This window comes from Winogradskyella aquimaris (genome assembly GCF_042676105.1).
Taxonomy (GTDB): domain Bacteria; phylum Bacteroidota; class Bacteroidia; order Flavobacteriales; family Flavobacteriaceae; genus Winogradskyella; species Winogradskyella aquimaris.
This window is the reverse complement of record NZ_JBHTJQ010000003.1, coordinates 16,011-31,419: the sequence shown is the minus strand read 5'-3', so window position 1 is coordinate 31,419 and position 15,409 is coordinate 16,011. Positions and strand designations below refer to the sequence as shown.

Here is a 15,409-nt window from a genome sequence, read left to right as displayed (position 1 = left end):
GGTTACAATGAGTTAATATGTTAGTAAGTTATTTGCATTATTAAAAGAGTGTCTTGAATCTTAAACGTAAAGTTGAAATAGCGGTAATTTCTGATGTGCACCTTGGTACCTTTGGTTGTCATGCCAAACAACTGCTGACCTACCTTAATAGTATTGAACCCAAAAAGCTTATCCTTAATGGTGATATTGTTGATATTTGGCAATTTAAAAAAAGGTACTTCCCAAAATCACATCTTAGTGTCATTAAGAAAATAATGGACTTTGCTGCCAATGGCACTGAGGTTATTTACATTACAGGCAACCACGACGAAATGCTAAGGAAGTTTACTGATACTGAGATTGGTAATATTTCTATTGTTAACAAAGTAGTTTTAGATTTGGATGGAAAAAAAGCATGGTTTTTCCATGGTGATGTATTTGATATCTCTATTCAAAACGCTAAATGGTTGGCAAAGTTGGGTGGTTGGGGCTATGATCTATTAATTCTTAGTAACCGATTCGTAAATTGGTGTTTAGAGAAAATGGGAAAAGAACGCTATTCCCTATCTAAAAAAATCAAGAATAGTGTGAAGGGTGCAATAAAATACATCAATGACTTTGAAAAAGTAGCTACTGATCTTGCCATTGAAAATGGATATGACTATGTGATTTGTGGTCATATACATCAGCCAAAAATGTTACTCAAAGAGAATAAATTCGGTAAGACCACTTATTTAAATTCTGGTGATTGGGTAGAAAATTTTACGGCTTTAGAATATCAGTTTAAGCGTTGGAAAGTCTATAATTATAACAGTGATAAACTTTCACCTTTTTTTGCGGATGAAGATCTAAAGGATATGGACGTTAAAGACTTAATTGCTGCCATTACCATAGTAGAATCCCCAAAAAAGAAATCAAACTAAAGCTTCTTTAAGAATTGTGATTGGGTGCTTAGCTATGCGTCCTGTGCCATCCTTTATCTGATGCCTACAACTCGTTCCGTTTGCAGAAATAATAACGGTGTCCGAAGCTTTTCGCAATGCTGGAAACAAGGTTTGTTCACCAATAGCCATACTCACCTCATAATTCCCTTTTTCATATCCAAAACTTCCAGCCATTCCACAACAACCACTAGGAATTATGGTGACAGAATAGTTTACAGGTAAATTTAAAATATCAAAACTGGATTTTTGATTAGCCAATGCCTTTTGATAACAATGACCATGGTATTTAATAGTTTTACTTTCTTTAGTAAAATGTTCTGAGGTAATATGACCCAATTCAATTTCTTTTTGAATAAATTCCTCTATTAAAAATGTACGATTCGCTAAAGATCTTGCCAAATCCCTATCATCTGCTAATTTTAAATATTCATCCTTAAACGTATATATGGCGGAAGGCTCTATACCTACTAAAGAAAAATCATCATTAACGAGACTTTTTAAATGGTTAATATTATGGTCTGCAATGGTTTTAGCTTCTTCTAAAAATCCTTTTGAAATAAAACTTCTTCCGCTTTCTAATTCATTAATAACAAATACCTTATACCCTAATTTTGAAAGTAAATGTTTAGCATCTGCCGCAATATTGGATTCTAAATAATTCGTAAATTCATCTACAAATAAATAGACCTCTTTAATAGGGTTGTTATTGGTATCACTTACATCATTGGCTTTAGATAAATTTGTATATGATGTTGAGATTTCTGGAAGACTTCTTTTAGGATGAATTCCCAACAAGATTTTCATAAACCCTTTTACAAACTTGGTTTTAAAAAGCATGTTGTAAAACCATGGTAATTGAGATGCCATTTTGTTATACTTAGTCGCATTTGCAAAGAATTTATCTTTAAAATTTACACCATTTTCGTTTTGATATTGATAAAGAAACTCAGCCTTTAAAGTAGCAATATCTACGCTACTTGGGCATTCACTCGCACATGCTTTACAACTCAAGCACAAACTAAAAACCTCTTTAAGCTCATGATGATTAAATTTATTGGCTTTTTTTGAATTCGTTAAATAGTCGCGTAAGGCATTCGCACGTGCCCTTGTCGTATCTTTTTCATTTCGGGTAGCTCTATAGCTAGGACACATTACACCACCAAATTCTGGTAATTTTCTACAATCGCCAGAACCATTGCATTTTTCGGCTTCTCTAAGAATACCTTTTGAATTGCTGAAATCTAAAAAAGTTTCGATTTCAGGCTCTGTCTTTCCTGGCTCGTATCTTAAATTGTTATCCATTTGATAAGCGTCAACAATTTTACCTGGATTGAAAATCTGCCTTGGATCAAAAGCTGTTTTAATTCGTTTTAGTATGTTGTAATTGTCTTCTCCTATCATATAGGGTATAAACTCACCGCGCACAATACCATCGCCATGTTCGCCGGATAGGGATCCCTTATATTTTTTTACAAGCCTCGCGACATCTGTTGTTATTGCTCTAAAGTCTTTAACATCGTTTGTATCCTTTAAGTTTAATATTGGCCGCAAGTGTAACTCTCCTGCTCCAGCATGCGCATAGTACACAGCTTTTTGATCGTATTTTTTCATTAAGGCCGTAAACTCCTCAATGTAACTATCTAAATCTTCTACTGCTACCGCCGTATCTTCTATACATGCTACGGCCTTTTTATCACCAATCATATTGCCTAAAAGTCCTAAACCAGCCTTTCGTAATTCAAGGGCCTTTAATATGTCATTACCTCTAAGAATAGGAAAAGCATAACTAAGTTGTAGTTCTTTAGACGTATCAATCAGCGCTTGTAATTTTTCAGACAATAAATCCTCAGTTTCAGCTTTGACTTCACACATTAAAATCGCAACCGGATCACCCTCAATAAACTGCCTATTCTCTTGTTGGGTTTTATTAAACTTTGTTAGGTTCAAGATGGAATCATCCATCATTTCACAAGTATGCAAATCGTGATGCATAATAGGTTTTACAGCCTTCATGCAATTGGAAATACTTTTAAAATGAAACGCCACCATTGCACTATGTACTGGTGGTAAATCATCCAATTGTAAAGTTATTTCCGTAAAAAAAGCCAAGGTGCCTTCACTACCAGCTAATAACTTACACATATTGAATTTTTGATCTGAATTTTTAAATACTTCAGACTTTATTAACTCATCAATCGCATAACCTGTATTTCTTCGATGAATCCCTTGCTTCGGAAAGTTTTCCGTTATTTGTTGTTGAACCTCTTCAGATTGTAATTCTTCTAATATGGTTCGATATATATGGCCTTCAAGTGTTTTTAATTTTGTTTTTGATGCAAATTCCAAATTGGATACACTTTTAAATTCCGCTTCACTCCCATCACTCAAAAGTACTTTTAAACTTAAAACCTTGTCTCTTGCAACACCATATTGTATAGACGTAGTTCCTGAAGAATTATTACCAACCATACCACCAAGCATACACCGATTAGATGTTGATGTGTTAGGGCCAAAAAACAACCCGAATTGCTGGAGGTGATTATTAAGCTCATCTCTCACAACGCCTGGCTGTACGACTACCGTCTTAGAAGACAAATCAACGTTTAAAATCTTATTAAAATACTTTGAAACATCTACAACTATTCCTTTGCCAACAACTTGTCCAGCGAGTGAAGTCCCAGCTGTTCTTGGTATAAGGGACGTCTCGTTTTTATGAGCGAAATCAATGAGTAATCTTATATCTTCTTTAGCCTTAGGAATAGCAACTGCCGTGGGCAAAATTCTGTAAACCGATGCATCTGTAGCATAAAGCTTAAGCATTAAATCATCGTAATACAATTCTCCCTTCATCTGAAGTTTTAGAGATGATAACGCATCGGTATTTAAGCCTTTCATTGAGTAAGTTGAGCAATTTTTAAATTATAATGTTGTCTTAAAACTTGGAAAAAAATCAAATTTTAACATAATTTTGTCGTTATGTAAATTAACGATATTTCCTATTGTTAGAAAAATACTAAACTTAAAACTACAAACTTTATGAAAAAATTGATTTTATTACTTGCGGTTTTTGCGGGGTTCACTTTTGGAGCTAGTGCTCAAGAAATTGCTGATAACGCCATAGGTCTTAGACTTGGAGACAGTGACGGATTTGGTGCTGAAATTTCATACCAACGTGCATTGGGAGATAACAACCGACTTGAAGCTGATTTAGGTTGGAGAAGTGGTAATGGTTTTGATGGTTTTAAACTTACAGGTCTATACCAATGGGTATGGCAGCTAGATGGCAACTTTAATTGGTACGCTGGTGCTGGTGGAGGACTTGGATCTTATAGTTTTGACAATAATGACTTTGATGATGAAACATTCTTCTTTGTTGCTGGTGATATTGGTATAGAGTATAATTTTGATATTCCTCTGCTCTTATCTTTGGATTTTAGACCGGAGTTAGGCTTTGGGGATTTTAGAGACGATTTAGATTTTGATATTGCATTAGGTATTAGATATCAGTTCTAACAACTAATCATAAATCATAAAAGTCACCATATTTATGGTGACTTTTTTTATGGTATAAAGCCACAAAATTTCTTTAATTTAGCGCAACTTTAATAAAAATGATGAATGTAATGAAAAACACCGCTTTAACTGAAACACATATAGCTTTGGGTGCTAAAATGGTACCATTTGCAGGCTACAATATGCCCGTACAATACGAAGGAGTTAATATAGAACATGAAACTGTACGTAAGGCGGTAGGAGTTTTTGATGTGTCTCATATGGGTGAATTTTTAATTGAAGGGCCTCGTGCCTTAGAACTTATTCAAAAAGTCTCCAGTAATGATGCGTCAAAGTTAGACGTAGGAAAAGCACAATATAGCTGTTTGCCCAATGTCAATGGCGGTATCGTAGATGACTTAATAATCTATAAAGTAAAAGACGAGACATATTTGCTAGTGGTTAACGCGAGTAATATAGAGAAAGACTGGAATTGGATTTCTTCTAAAAATGATGTTGGTGCTGAGATGCGAGATTTAAGTCAAGACTATTCGCTTTTAGCTATACAAGGTCCTAAAGCTGTAGAAGCCATGCAATCGTTATCAAGTCATGATTTATCAGCTATTAAATTTTACAATTTTGTTGTAGGGGATTTTGCAGGCATAGAACATGTTATTATTTCTGCTACAGGTTATACAGGAAGTGGTGGTTTTGAAATTTATTGTAAAAACTCTGAAGTCAAACAAATCTGGGAAAAAGTCTTAGAGGCTGGTGCAGACTATGGTATAAAACCAATAGGTTTAGCAGCAAGAGATACACTACGTTTAGAAATGGGCTATTGTCTGTATGGTAATGACATTGACGACACTACATCACCTATTGAAGCTGGACTGAGTTGGATCTGTAAATTCAATAAAGAATTTACTAATAGCGAAGCACTAAAAGCCGAGAAAGAACGCACACCAGAACGTAAATTAGTGGCCTTTAAGCTTGATGAAAGAGGTATTCCGCGACAAGGTTATGATATTGTGGAGAGCAATGGAAATATTATAGGTAATGTGACCTCTGGCACCATGAGTCCTAGCTTAGGTGTAGGTATTGGTCTTGGTTATGTGCCTAAGGTATTTTCTAAAGTCGATAGTAAAATAAATATTCAAGTACGTAAAAAAGCAATTCCTGCCACTGTAGTTAAACTTCCTTTTTATAAAGGATAGTTCATTTATAAATTTGTAGTTGGATTAATGAAGAAGAAAAATATAAGCAAACACAGAATCCTTATTCTTGGTGCTAGTGGCTATATTGGTAATGTACTTTATAAAGAATTAGGCCCTTATTTTAAGACTTTTGGCACCTATAGAACTTCAAAGAAAGTTTTTGAAAGCAATAAGCAATTCCTTCATTATAATGTTGAAGAAGACGATGTTTATGAAATTTTAGAAGCCACTAAGCCTTCCATTATAATTTCAGCTATTAGAGGAGATTTTAATGCGCAAACCATTGCCCATCAGCATGTAGCGGAGTATGCTTTAGAGTATGGCTCAAAAATTATTTTCTTGTCCTCTGCAAATGTTTTTGATGCTTATAGTAAATACCCTAGCTATGAACTGGACAAAACATTAAGCCATAGCATTTATGGCCATTTTAAAATAAAAATTGAGAATATGCTTCTTAGGCTGCCTAAAAAGCAAGTTGCTATACTTAGGCTTCCTATGGTATTTGGGAATCAATGCCCAAGAATCATGGAGATGAGAGATTATATTTCTACAAATGAATCAGTAGAAATTTTCCCTAATTTAATAATGAACGTTACCCTTGACCATAAGGTAACACAACAAATACATTACATCATTAACCGTGAGAAATTTGGGATTTTTCACTTAGGCAGTACAGACTTGGTACATCACGACGAATTTGTAAAACAGATACTACAGATTATTAGTCATGAAAAAGTACTATTAAAACATGTTTATACCACAAATGATGATAGATATCTGGCAGTTCTGCCAAAATTCAATAAGCTCCCAAAACATCTTCAAATTACAAGTGATAAAGTTTTGGAAGCACTTAAAAAATAAGCTTGTTAGGCTTATAGTAATTTAGTACTTTTCACAATCTTAATTATTAATATATGAAATTAGACGACGCTACAATTGAAAAAAAATTGCTTCACTTTCCAGAGTGGGAATATTATGACAATGCATTACATGTAGAATTAGAGTTCGACAACTTCAAAGATTGTTTCAGTGCAATGAGCCGTATCGCTTTTGAGTGCGAAGCTTTAAACCATCATCCTAACTGGAGTAATGTTTATAATATTTTGAATATTTCTCTTTCTACTCACGATGCAGGTGGTGTAACGCAAAAAGATTTTGATTTAGCTAAAGCAATTGAAGCCATTGTAGAGGCAGAAGAATAAGCTTTAATCAATTAACATATTTAACTACTTTTACAATATAAAATAAGAATACTATGGGAAGAGCTTTTGAGTTTAGAAAAGCAAGGAAAATGAAACGATGGTCTGCCATGAGTAAAGCTTTTACTCGTATTGGTAAGGATATAGTAATGGCCGTTAAGGAAGGTGGTCCAGATCCAGATAGTAACTCTCGTCTTAGAGCTGTGATACAGAATGCCAAATCTGTAAATATGCCAAAAGACAATATAGAGCGTGCCATAAAACGTGCATCAGATAAAAGTCAGGGTGACTATAAAGAAGTTCTTTTTGAAGGCTACGCTCAACATGGTATCGCTATACTTATAGAAACCGCAACGGATAATAATACGCGTACTGTAGCCAATGTTCGTAGTTATTTCAATAAATGTGATGGCAGCTTAGGTACTTCAGGTTCTGTGGTTTTTATGTTTGACCATACCTGTAACTTTAAGATTAAAGGCGAGGGTTTGGATTTGGAAGAACTAGAACTCGAACTTATAGACTTTGGTGTAGAAGAAATCTTTGAAGATACAGATGAAGATCAAGATGGCAACGAAGTAACCAGCGTTATGATTTATGCGCCATTTGAAAGTTTTGGAAGCATACAGTCATATTTGGAAGAAAATGATATTGAAATTATTTCTTCTGGTTTTGAACGTATTCCACAAGTCACTAAAAAATTAACACCAGAGCAAGCTGAAGATGTAGAAAAACTACTTGAAAAGCTCGAGGAAGACGATGATGTGCAAAACGTCTACCACACCATGGAAGAAACAACTGATTAAAAGTATTTTAAGGTTATTAATTTTAAGAGGGCAATATGCCCTTTTTTTATTTTAAAAAAATGAAAATACAATTAAAACACTAAATACTATATTTGTTGTGTAACTCATAGCCCATTGAATACAAATCGTCTTTATTTTATAGATGCTGTTAGAGCATTTGCCATTTTAATGATGTTACAAGGTCATTTCATAGATACACTGTTAGATGTATCCTATAGAGATGATAGCAGTACAGTTTTCACGATTTGGAAATATTTTAGAGGTATTACAGCTCCTACATTTTTCACCATTTCTGGATTAATATTTTCATACTTACTAATAAAGGCAAAACGTAGCGGGAATGCTAACTTGCGAATGAAAAAAGGGTTTTATCGTGGTCTGATGCTCATTGGTATAGGCTACTTACTACGAATTCCTATTTTCGAATGGTTATTTTGGAAGTTTGATTCATTCTATTTTTTGGTCATTGATGTTCTGCAGTGCATTGGTTTATCATTAATTCTGGTGGTAGGCATTTATAAACTTACATTAAAAAGGACTTTGATTTTTTCAATTTTAATGTTCATTTTAGGCTTTGTTACTTTCCTCACAGAACCGCTTTACAGATATATAGATTTACCGAACTTACCAAAACTATTCGCAAATTGGATGACTAAAGATTATGGTTCGGTCTTTACCATTTTACCATGGTTTGGCTATGTAGCATTCGGAGCGTTTATTGCAACAATTTTCTATAGGTATCTAGAACGCCCTAAATTTAAAATTGGTATTATTCTAGGGTTTCTGATTGTTGGTACATTGTTGATATTCAAGTCTGGCTATATATTAATGCGTATATATTATATTACTGACCTAAAGCTATTAAAGGATGTTGCGTTTTATAATTACCTGTTTACAAGATTGGGTAACGTCTTAATATTATTTGCTTTATTCTATGCTGCTGAAAACTATATTAAAAAGCCTCTAATTCTTAAAATTGGTCAAAAGACCTTATCAATTTATGTCATACATTTTATAATAATCTATGGAAGTTTTACAGGAATTGGACTAAACACAATTATTGGTAAAACATTATTGCCATGGCAGGCGATAATTGGTGCTCTAATGTTTTTAACCATCGTATGTTTTATTTCATTTTATTATGTAAAGACCAATGCATTTGTATATAATGGAGTAAGAAGACTAGTAGATAAACTAAGGCATAATTAATATTCACTATACCAATCAAAATTTTCTTTAATAATTCGGTCTTTTTCTTTTTTAACAAAGTCAAGATAAGCTAGTGCAACAGGAGATAGGTTTTTAGACTTTTGCCATACTAAATTCCAGTTTGTAACGATAGGTAAGCCTTTAAATGGAATAATTTGTAAATCTCCGTTTTTCAATTCATTCTTAATGCCTATTAATGGCATAATAGAATAGCCCAAGCCTGCAATAACGGCTTGTTTTAAAGCTTCGTTTGAGGTAAGTTCAATACGTTTTGGTGTAGAAATATGTTGTCCCTCAAGGAATGTTTCCATGGCGTTTCGTGTGGCAGAACCATCTTCACGATATAACATGGGATAGGTTTCAAAAATTTTCTTCGTTGAAACCTTAGGATTAAATTTATCTTTTGTGCCACCAATAAGATAAAGCCTATTTTCCATTAGTTCTACCCTACTCAGATTCAACTGCTCTGGTATAACCGAAACTAAAGAAAAATCAACTTCATTATTCTCAAGACTTTTTACAACACTTTGCTTGTTAGTAACATCGATGATAAGATCTACACCTTTATTTTTATTAGTAAAATCCGATAAAAAATAAGGCATTACATACTTGCCTGTAGATACTACAGAAATTTTCAATCGCCCAGCAATCTGTCCCTTAAAAGACATTGTCTTATAATTAATAGCGTCAACTTCATTTAGGATTTTTTCAGCTGCTTCAGCGATTTCCCATCCAAAATCAGTAACATAGAGCTGTCTTCCTACAACTTCTGTCAAGGGAATAGAAAACTGATCCTGAAATTTCTTTAACTGTATAGAAACTGCAGGCTGACTTAAAAAAAGAGCTTCTGAAGCCTTTGTTATACTCTTTAATTGCGTGATTTTTAAGAATATCTGAAGTTGATGCAATGTATAATTCATAAGATATATTTATATGTATGATAAAAAATATATATAAAAATAAATAAAATAATTATTACAACTTTGCACTGTTCATTAATTTATTTTAAACTATTAATTCCGAAAACATGTCTAGATTAGAAACTAATGCGACATTTGAAAAAACAACTGATTCAGAGGTTAAAAGAGAATCACAGAAAACAAAGATAAGTATTGCCATTACGTTTTTAGTCCTTACAGCCCTCTTGACCTATTCTTACATGAATGGTCATATTTTTATGGAGCATTTAGCAGTATGTGGCTTTATAATATCGTGCATTGCTATCATTAAATTAATGGAAACCAAATAGTCCACAATTATCATTCATAACAACTTATCACCATGTCTAATACAAAAACAGAAAAAAGCGTAGAAAAAGCAACGCAAGAAGTTCAACTAGTTGAAGGAATGTTCACTCCTTCTGAAGCCAATCACATTATAAATGTGCTTATTGAACAAAAGATTAACTTTCACAAGTTGCAAAAATTGAGTATGTGTGAAGGCTGTGAAACAGCAGACACAACCTACGAAAATAATCGTATTGAAGAGCTTTTAAACGAAAAGCAAATCGCTAAGGATTATATCTCTATAGCCAGAAAAGAAGGTTATAACGTAGTTATAAATGGCACACTAAATATTTCATTTGTAAAATAAATACCAAAAAATTACGAAAGGATTCGTAATTGGTTTATTTTATGGACTTACACCTACTATTCGATAATTTAACGAATCCAGCACTTCTATTCTTTTTCCTAGGCATTATTGCTGTACAGCTAAAAAGCGATTTAGAAATACCACCTAATTCCTCTAAATTTATTTCGCTTTATTTGCTTTTGGCCATTGGATTTAAAGGTGGACAAGAGCTTTCACACAGCGATCTTAATTTAGAAATAATTTGGTCGCTTTTATTTGGGATTGTATTAGCCCTTGCTGTTCCCATTTATACCTATTTTATCTTAAGAAGAAAATTTAGTGTAGCCAATGCTGGTGCCATAGCTGCATCCTATGGTTCTGTTAGTGCGGTGACTTTTGTCACGGCAATTTCTTTTCTTGAAATTGAAAAAATAACTTTTGGTGGTCATATGGTTGCCGTGATGGCACTCATGGAAGCACCGTCTATAATAATAGGATTATTATTAATTTCTATCTATGATAAAGAAAACACCATCAAACTGTCGATGGGTAAAGTGGTTAAACACGCACTTACCAATGGCAGTGTATTATTAATTTTGGGTAGTTTGGCAATTGGATTTCTTGCTAGTGAACAACAGGCAGAAGGTATAAAGCCATTTACAACCGATATCTTTAAGGGTTTTTTGGCGGTCTTTCTTTTAGACATGGGTATTACAAGTGGCAAGGAATTGTCGGCATTTATTAAAAAAGGTTGGTTTGCTCTGGTATTTGCTATTATTATACCAATAATAAATGGATGTATTGTGGCTATGTTAAGTTCGGCAATTACGCAAAGTGAGGGCAACAGATTGCTTTTTGCCATCTTGGCTGCAAGCGCCTCTTATATTGCAGTACCAGCTGCGATGCGCATAGCTGTACCAAAAGCAAACCCGAGTTTGTATCTACCAATGGCCTTGGCCATAACATTCCCTTTTAATATTACGTTAGGAATGCCACTTTATTTATGTATTATTCAGTCCTGTGGAATCTTCTAGATAATAAAAAAGGCTTCCAAACGGAAGCCTTCTTCTTTTTCATAACAATTTTAAAACTCAATAAACATTAATTGTTAATTAAAAACTGATTGAACTGAGGCAAAGTCACTCTTATAATATGGTCTTATGTTTCCACCTAAATAAATTTAGATTTATTGGTTTTTAATAGTTTTTAAACTTTCATAATTTATCAGTTTTTGTTTGTATTTTACTTACGTAATTATGTAATGGTGAGTTTTATAAAAAACAAAAAACTTCACTCTATCATGCTAATATATTCATTATGAAATATTTAATTGAGGCTTTTTATGATGCTTTTAAAAACCTTGATGGCAAAAAAATGGCCTCTTTTTATCACAAAGACATTATTTTTGAAGATCCTGCTTTTGGTATTATAGAAGGCAACAGAGCGAAGGCTATGTGGCAAATGCTTTGTGAATCCCAAAAGGGAAAAAATTTTAGAGTTGAAGCCTCTGATATTACCGAAAATACTGCGCATTGGGAGGCTTTTTATATTTTTAGTAGAACAGGTAAAAAAGTACACAACAAAATTGATGCGCAATTTGAGTTTAAAGATGGTTTAATTATAAAACATATAGACACTTTCAATCTTCACCATTGGGCAAAGCAAGCCATGGGATTTAAAGGCTGGCTATTAGGTAATTCAAGTTTTTTTAAAAGGAAACTACAGTCTCAAACTAATTATTTATTAGATGGGTATATAAACGAAAAAAAGCTACCTGTTTAATTTGGCAGCTTTTTAAGGCAATGTTTCTTTTTAGGGACTTTTTAGTTTACTTTATGTTTCATTGCGTATTCTTTAGTACAAATCTTATACCAAATTTTCAACTATATGCTTTTACCTTTCCTTCTACACCTTTAAAAAAAGAGGTCATAAATTTGAAGTCTTCCTCAACATTATCGGTAGGGTAAAAAGGTTCTGAAACCTTATTTTGTTTATTCTTGAAATCTAATGTGAACATGATTATGGGGACTTTAGCTGCTTTAGCAATATAGTAAAAGCCTGTTTTCCAATTATCTACCTTTTTACGGGTGCCTTCTGGTGCTAATGTTAATCTAAACTCATCTTCTTGCTCAAATAATTTTGCAATGGCTTCAACTTTGTTTTGCCCTGAAGTTCTATCCAAGGGCTTTCCACCAACAGCTCTGAAATAATAGCCAAAAGGCCAACGAAAGAGTTCTTTTTTACCAACAAAATTAGTTTTAACTCCTGTTATTTTTCGAAGTAGAATGCCAATGTAAAAGTCGTGCCAACTTGTGTGAGGTACTGCTATAATAACAGCTTTCTTTATTTTATCTTTTGAAAAATTGGTATTTCCAACGATTTTCCAACCGAGAAGCTTAAAGTAAATGAATTTTGCCAACCAACGCATGTTACATTTTTTTGTAAAGCTCAAGAAGTGTTTCTCGGGTAATCTTAGATTTCCAGTTTTTACCAATGGCATTTTCCCATAAGGGTTCTAAACTAAGAGCTACATCTATCATTGTATTGAACTGAGTACTATCTAAATTGGCACAAATTCCCTGTGGCAAAGTAATGTTATGTTTGTTTTTCATTTTTTTAAACATAGCAACTCCTTCCGGGTAATATGCTTCTAAATGATCAAATACAATACAGTTACCAATACCGTGTTTAACGCCCAACAAGTAACTTAAACCATAACTCATAGCATGTGCTACCCCAACTTGAGAGTACGCAATGCTCATACCACCATGCCACGACGCCATCATTAATTTATCTTGAGCCTCTTCTTTTGATAAACTATCGCCTAAGAAAATTTCCTGGCAAAGTTCAAATGCCTTTTCACCATAACTCTGACTAAATGCATTTAAATACGTGCCGTTTAGAGATTCTACACAATGCACAAAACAGTCCATGCCTGTATAAAACCATTGATCTTTAGGAACATCTTTTGTTAGTTCAGGATCTAGAATGACTTGGTCAAATGGTGTGTAGTCGCTATTGATTCCTAACTTACGCTCAGGCCCTGTTAAAATTGTGGTTCTTGATACTTCGGCACCTGTTCCGGATATAGTTGGTATCCCTACATGATATACTGCAGGATTTTTAATTAAGTCCCAACCTTGATAATCTTTTGATTCACCCTTATTGGTTAACATGAGTGAAACTGCCTTGGCAATGTCCATAACGATACCTCCTCCAATGCCTATGATGCCTGAGGGCAACTCACTATGCTCTAGAATAATATCTTCAACTAATTGATCTATTTGAGAGGTCTTAGGTTCCTCTTTCGTTGGAACGTATATAATTTTGTCATTGTAAGACAAAGTAATTCTTGAAGTTAGCCAATGGTTGCCTTTAAAGACATCATCTACATAATATATAAAGGGTGCATTACGACCTTTTCGCTTAGGCGCTAAAATTTCATCTAACTGATTGAAACTTCCGCGTCCAAAAACTACTCTGGACACCATTGGATAATTCTTATATAACATTTACTTTTTTAATCTTTAACAAAAATAAAAACTTAGTTTATTTATTTAACCTTAATAAAACTTAAAATATCGCTTAAGCGTTCAATCGTATTATATTTTAAGCCATCCGTGCGCTCTTTACTGACTTTCTCATGTTCCCAAGTGGTATGAAAAGGTACATGTATGGCCTCTGCCCCTATATTAATCAAAGGGAGAATATCTGACTTTAAGGAATTACCTACCATTAAAAACTCGGATGGCTTGATGTCTAAATGATTTAATAATTTCTGATAATTAGGCTCTTGTTTCTCACTAAGAACTTCTATGTGATGAAAATATTGAAGCAATCCAGATTTTTCCAATTTACGCTCTTGGTCAAGTAAATCTCCTTTTGTAGCCAAGATTAATCTGTAATCTCTTGATAAAGTTTTCAAAACGTCTTCTACATCATCGAGCAACTCAATAGGTTTATTGATTATGTCCTTTCCTATATCCAATATTTTGCCGATAATCTCATTGGATACGCTGCCAGCTGAAAGTTCTATAGCTAATTCAATCATAGATAAAACAAAGCCCTTAACACCATATCCATAAGTTGGAAGGTTTTTCATTTCCATTTTAAAGAGCTCCTGATCAACTTTATTTGGCGTCTCATAATGCGATAATAATTGACCTACTGCTTCTTCAGCTTCTCTAAAATAGGTTTCATTTACCCAAAGCGTATCATCGGCATCAAAACCAATCACTTTTATATTGCCGTAATCTATTTCCACAATCGTTTTGCTCTCTCCAAGTCTTCTGGTGTGTCAATCTCTACACCTTGAATCTTAGTTTCTACCATTTTAATTTTTTTACCATACTCTAAATACCTAATACATTCTATCTTCTCTGTTGCCTCAATAAATTGCATAGGTAATATCGTAAAATCCAATAACGCTTGCTTCCTAAATGCATAAATTCCTTTATGCTTAAAATAGCGCGCACCGGCATTCTTATCTCTTGGGAAAGGAATTGGACTTCTAGAAAAATATAAGGCAAAATAGTTTTGATCTACAATGACTTTTACCGTATTTGGATTATTAATTTCATCCCAATTTTTAATTTCTACCATTAATGACGCCAGATCAATTTCATGATTCGGGTCATCTTCAAAAACTCCCAGCACCTTTTTTAAACTTTCACGTTCTGTAAAAGGTTCGTCCCCTTGCACATTTACCACAATATCGCAATCTATATCAGCAACGGCCTCAGCTATCCTATCACTACCCGATTCGTGGTTTCCTTTACTCATAATAGCTTTACCTCCGTTGTTTACAATTTCATTAAAAATGATATCACTATCTGTCACAACATAAACCTCACTAAACAGATTTGTGGCAACAGTGGCTTCATAGGTTCGTAATATCACTGATTTTCCAGCTAAATTTTGCATTAATTTGCCTGGGAAACGAGATGCACTATAACGTGCAGGAATCATGGATATAATCTTCATATATCAGCTTTACT

At 33.7% G+C, this 15,409-nt stretch carries 17 protein-coding genes; 11 read left to right on the top strand and 6 right to left on the bottom strand.

What is annotated here, in order from left to right:
* The first annotated feature begins 53 nt into the window (after window positions 1-53).
* Entirely contained in the window at window positions 54-902 is an 849-nt protein-coding gene (locus ACFQ1K_RS03005) for a UDP-2,3-diacylglucosamine diphosphatase (protein ID WP_320554925.1), read from the top strand.
* Here the strand turns inward: ACFQ1K_RS03005 and ACFQ1K_RS03000 are convergent.
* Entirely contained in the window at window positions 894-3,818 is a 2,925-nt protein-coding gene (locus ACFQ1K_RS03000; protein ID WP_320554924.1) for an FAD-binding and (Fe-S)-binding domain-containing protein, read from the bottom strand. The genes ACFQ1K_RS03005 and ACFQ1K_RS03000 overlap by 9 nt on opposite strands.
* 141 nt (window positions 3,819-3,959) lie before the next feature.
* Between ACFQ1K_RS03000 and ACFQ1K_RS02995 the strand changes: the two genes are divergently transcribed.
* The 6 genes from ACFQ1K_RS02995 to ACFQ1K_RS02970 all read left to right on the top strand — a co-directional run bounded on the left by ACFQ1K_RS02995 (window position 3,960) and on the right by ACFQ1K_RS02970 (window position 8,840).
* Window positions 3,960-4,436: a hypothetical protein gene (locus ACFQ1K_RS02995; protein WP_320554923.1), complete on the top strand. Its 477-nt coding sequence runs from the start codon at window positions 3,960-3,962 to the stop codon at window positions 4,434-4,436.
* Window positions 4,437-4,546: 110 nt separating this feature from the next.
* Complete coding sequence (gcvT, locus tag ACFQ1K_RS02990; RefSeq protein WP_320554922.1) at window positions 4,547-5,629, top strand: glycine cleavage system aminomethyltransferase GcvT; 1,083 nt, start codon at window positions 4,547-4,549, stop codon at window positions 5,627-5,629.
* 27 nt (window positions 5,630-5,656) lie between these two features.
* Window positions 5,657-6,490 carry a sugar nucleotide-binding protein gene (locus ACFQ1K_RS02985; protein ID WP_320554921.1) on the top strand — a complete coding sequence of 278 codons (834 nt, stop codon included), beginning with the start codon at window positions 5,657-5,659 and terminating at the stop codon, window positions 6,488-6,490.
* 53 nt (window positions 6,491-6,543) lie between these two features.
* Entirely contained in the window at window positions 6,544-6,831 is a 288-nt protein-coding gene (locus ACFQ1K_RS02980; protein ID WP_320554920.1) for a 4a-hydroxytetrahydrobiopterin dehydratase, read from the top strand.
* A 53-nt stretch (window positions 6,832-6,884) separates the two neighbouring features.
* A complete protein-coding gene (locus ACFQ1K_RS02975; RefSeq protein WP_320554919.1) occupies window positions 6,885-7,631 on the top strand; it encodes a YebC/PmpR family DNA-binding transcriptional regulator in 747 nt (248 codons plus the stop codon).
* 114 nt (window positions 7,632-7,745) lie between these two features.
* Window positions 7,746-8,840, top strand: a complete 1,095-nt coding sequence (locus ACFQ1K_RS02970; protein ID WP_320554918.1) for a heparan-alpha-glucosaminide N-acetyltransferase domain-containing protein — start codon at window positions 7,746-7,748, stop codon at window positions 8,838-8,840.
* Here the strand turns inward: ACFQ1K_RS02970 and ACFQ1K_RS02965 are convergent.
* Window positions 8,837-9,760, bottom strand: coding sequence for a LysR family transcriptional regulator (locus ACFQ1K_RS02965; RefSeq protein ID WP_320554917.1), 924 nt, complete (start codon window positions 9,758-9,760; stop codon window positions 8,837-8,839). The genes ACFQ1K_RS02970 and ACFQ1K_RS02965 overlap by 4 nt on opposite strands.
* A 107-nt stretch (window positions 9,761-9,867) precedes the next feature.
* Between ACFQ1K_RS02965 and ACFQ1K_RS02960 the strand changes: the two genes are divergently transcribed.
* The 4 genes from ACFQ1K_RS02960 to ACFQ1K_RS02945 all read left to right on the top strand — a co-directional run bounded on the left by ACFQ1K_RS02960 (window position 9,868) and on the right by ACFQ1K_RS02945 (window position 12,194).
* Window positions 9,868-10,089, top strand: a complete 222-nt coding sequence (locus ACFQ1K_RS02960) for a hypothetical protein (RefSeq protein ID WP_320554916.1) — start codon at window positions 9,868-9,870, stop codon at window positions 10,087-10,089.
* A gap of 32 nt (window positions 10,090-10,121) precedes the next feature.
* On the top strand, window positions 10,122-10,433 hold the full coding sequence (locus tag ACFQ1K_RS02955; RefSeq protein ID WP_320554915.1) for a hypothetical protein: 312 nt from the start codon (window positions 10,122-10,124) through the stop codon (window positions 10,431-10,433).
* Between the two features lie 41 nt (window positions 10,434-10,474).
* Window positions 10,475-11,446: a sodium-dependent bicarbonate transport family permease gene (locus ACFQ1K_RS02950; protein WP_320554914.1), complete on the top strand. Its 972-nt coding sequence runs from the start codon at window positions 10,475-10,477 to the stop codon at window positions 11,444-11,446.
* 283 nt (window positions 11,447-11,729) lie between these two features.
* Window positions 11,730-12,194 carry a nuclear transport factor 2 family protein gene (locus ACFQ1K_RS02945; RefSeq protein WP_320554913.1) on the top strand — a complete coding sequence of 155 codons (465 nt, stop codon included), beginning with the start codon at window positions 11,730-11,732 and terminating at the stop codon, window positions 12,192-12,194.
* Between the two features lie 97 nt (window positions 12,195-12,291).
* On the opposite strand, the gene ACFQ1K_RS02940 is transcribed toward ACFQ1K_RS02945, so the two are convergent.
* The 4 genes from ACFQ1K_RS02940 to kdsB are packed head-to-tail and all read right to left on the bottom strand — an operon-like array spanning window position 12,292 to window position 15,395.
* On the bottom strand, window positions 12,292-12,840 hold the full coding sequence (locus tag ACFQ1K_RS02940; protein ID WP_320554912.1) for a 1-acyl-sn-glycerol-3-phosphate acyltransferase: 549 nt from the start codon (window positions 12,838-12,840) through the stop codon (window positions 12,292-12,294).
* Window position 12,841: 1 nt separating this feature from the next.
* Window positions 12,842-13,924 carry an iron-containing alcohol dehydrogenase family protein gene (locus tag ACFQ1K_RS02935; RefSeq protein WP_320554911.1) on the bottom strand — a complete coding sequence of 361 codons (1,083 nt, stop codon included), beginning with the start codon at window positions 13,922-13,924 and terminating at the stop codon, window positions 12,842-12,844.
* Window positions 13,925-13,965: 41 nt separating this feature from the next.
* Complete coding sequence (locus ACFQ1K_RS02930; protein WP_320554910.1) at window positions 13,966-14,676, bottom strand: HAD family hydrolase; 711 nt, start codon at window positions 14,674-14,676, stop codon at window positions 13,966-13,968.
* Window positions 14,667-15,395 (bottom strand): 3-deoxy-manno-octulosonate cytidylyltransferase, encoded by a 729-nt coding sequence (gene kdsB / locus ACFQ1K_RS02925; RefSeq protein ID WP_320554909.1) that lies wholly within the window; start codon window positions 15,393-15,395, stop codon window positions 14,667-14,669. Before kdsB ends, ACFQ1K_RS02930 begins: the two co-directional genes overlap by 10 nt.
* Between the last annotated feature and the right edge of the window lie 14 nt (window positions 15,396-15,409).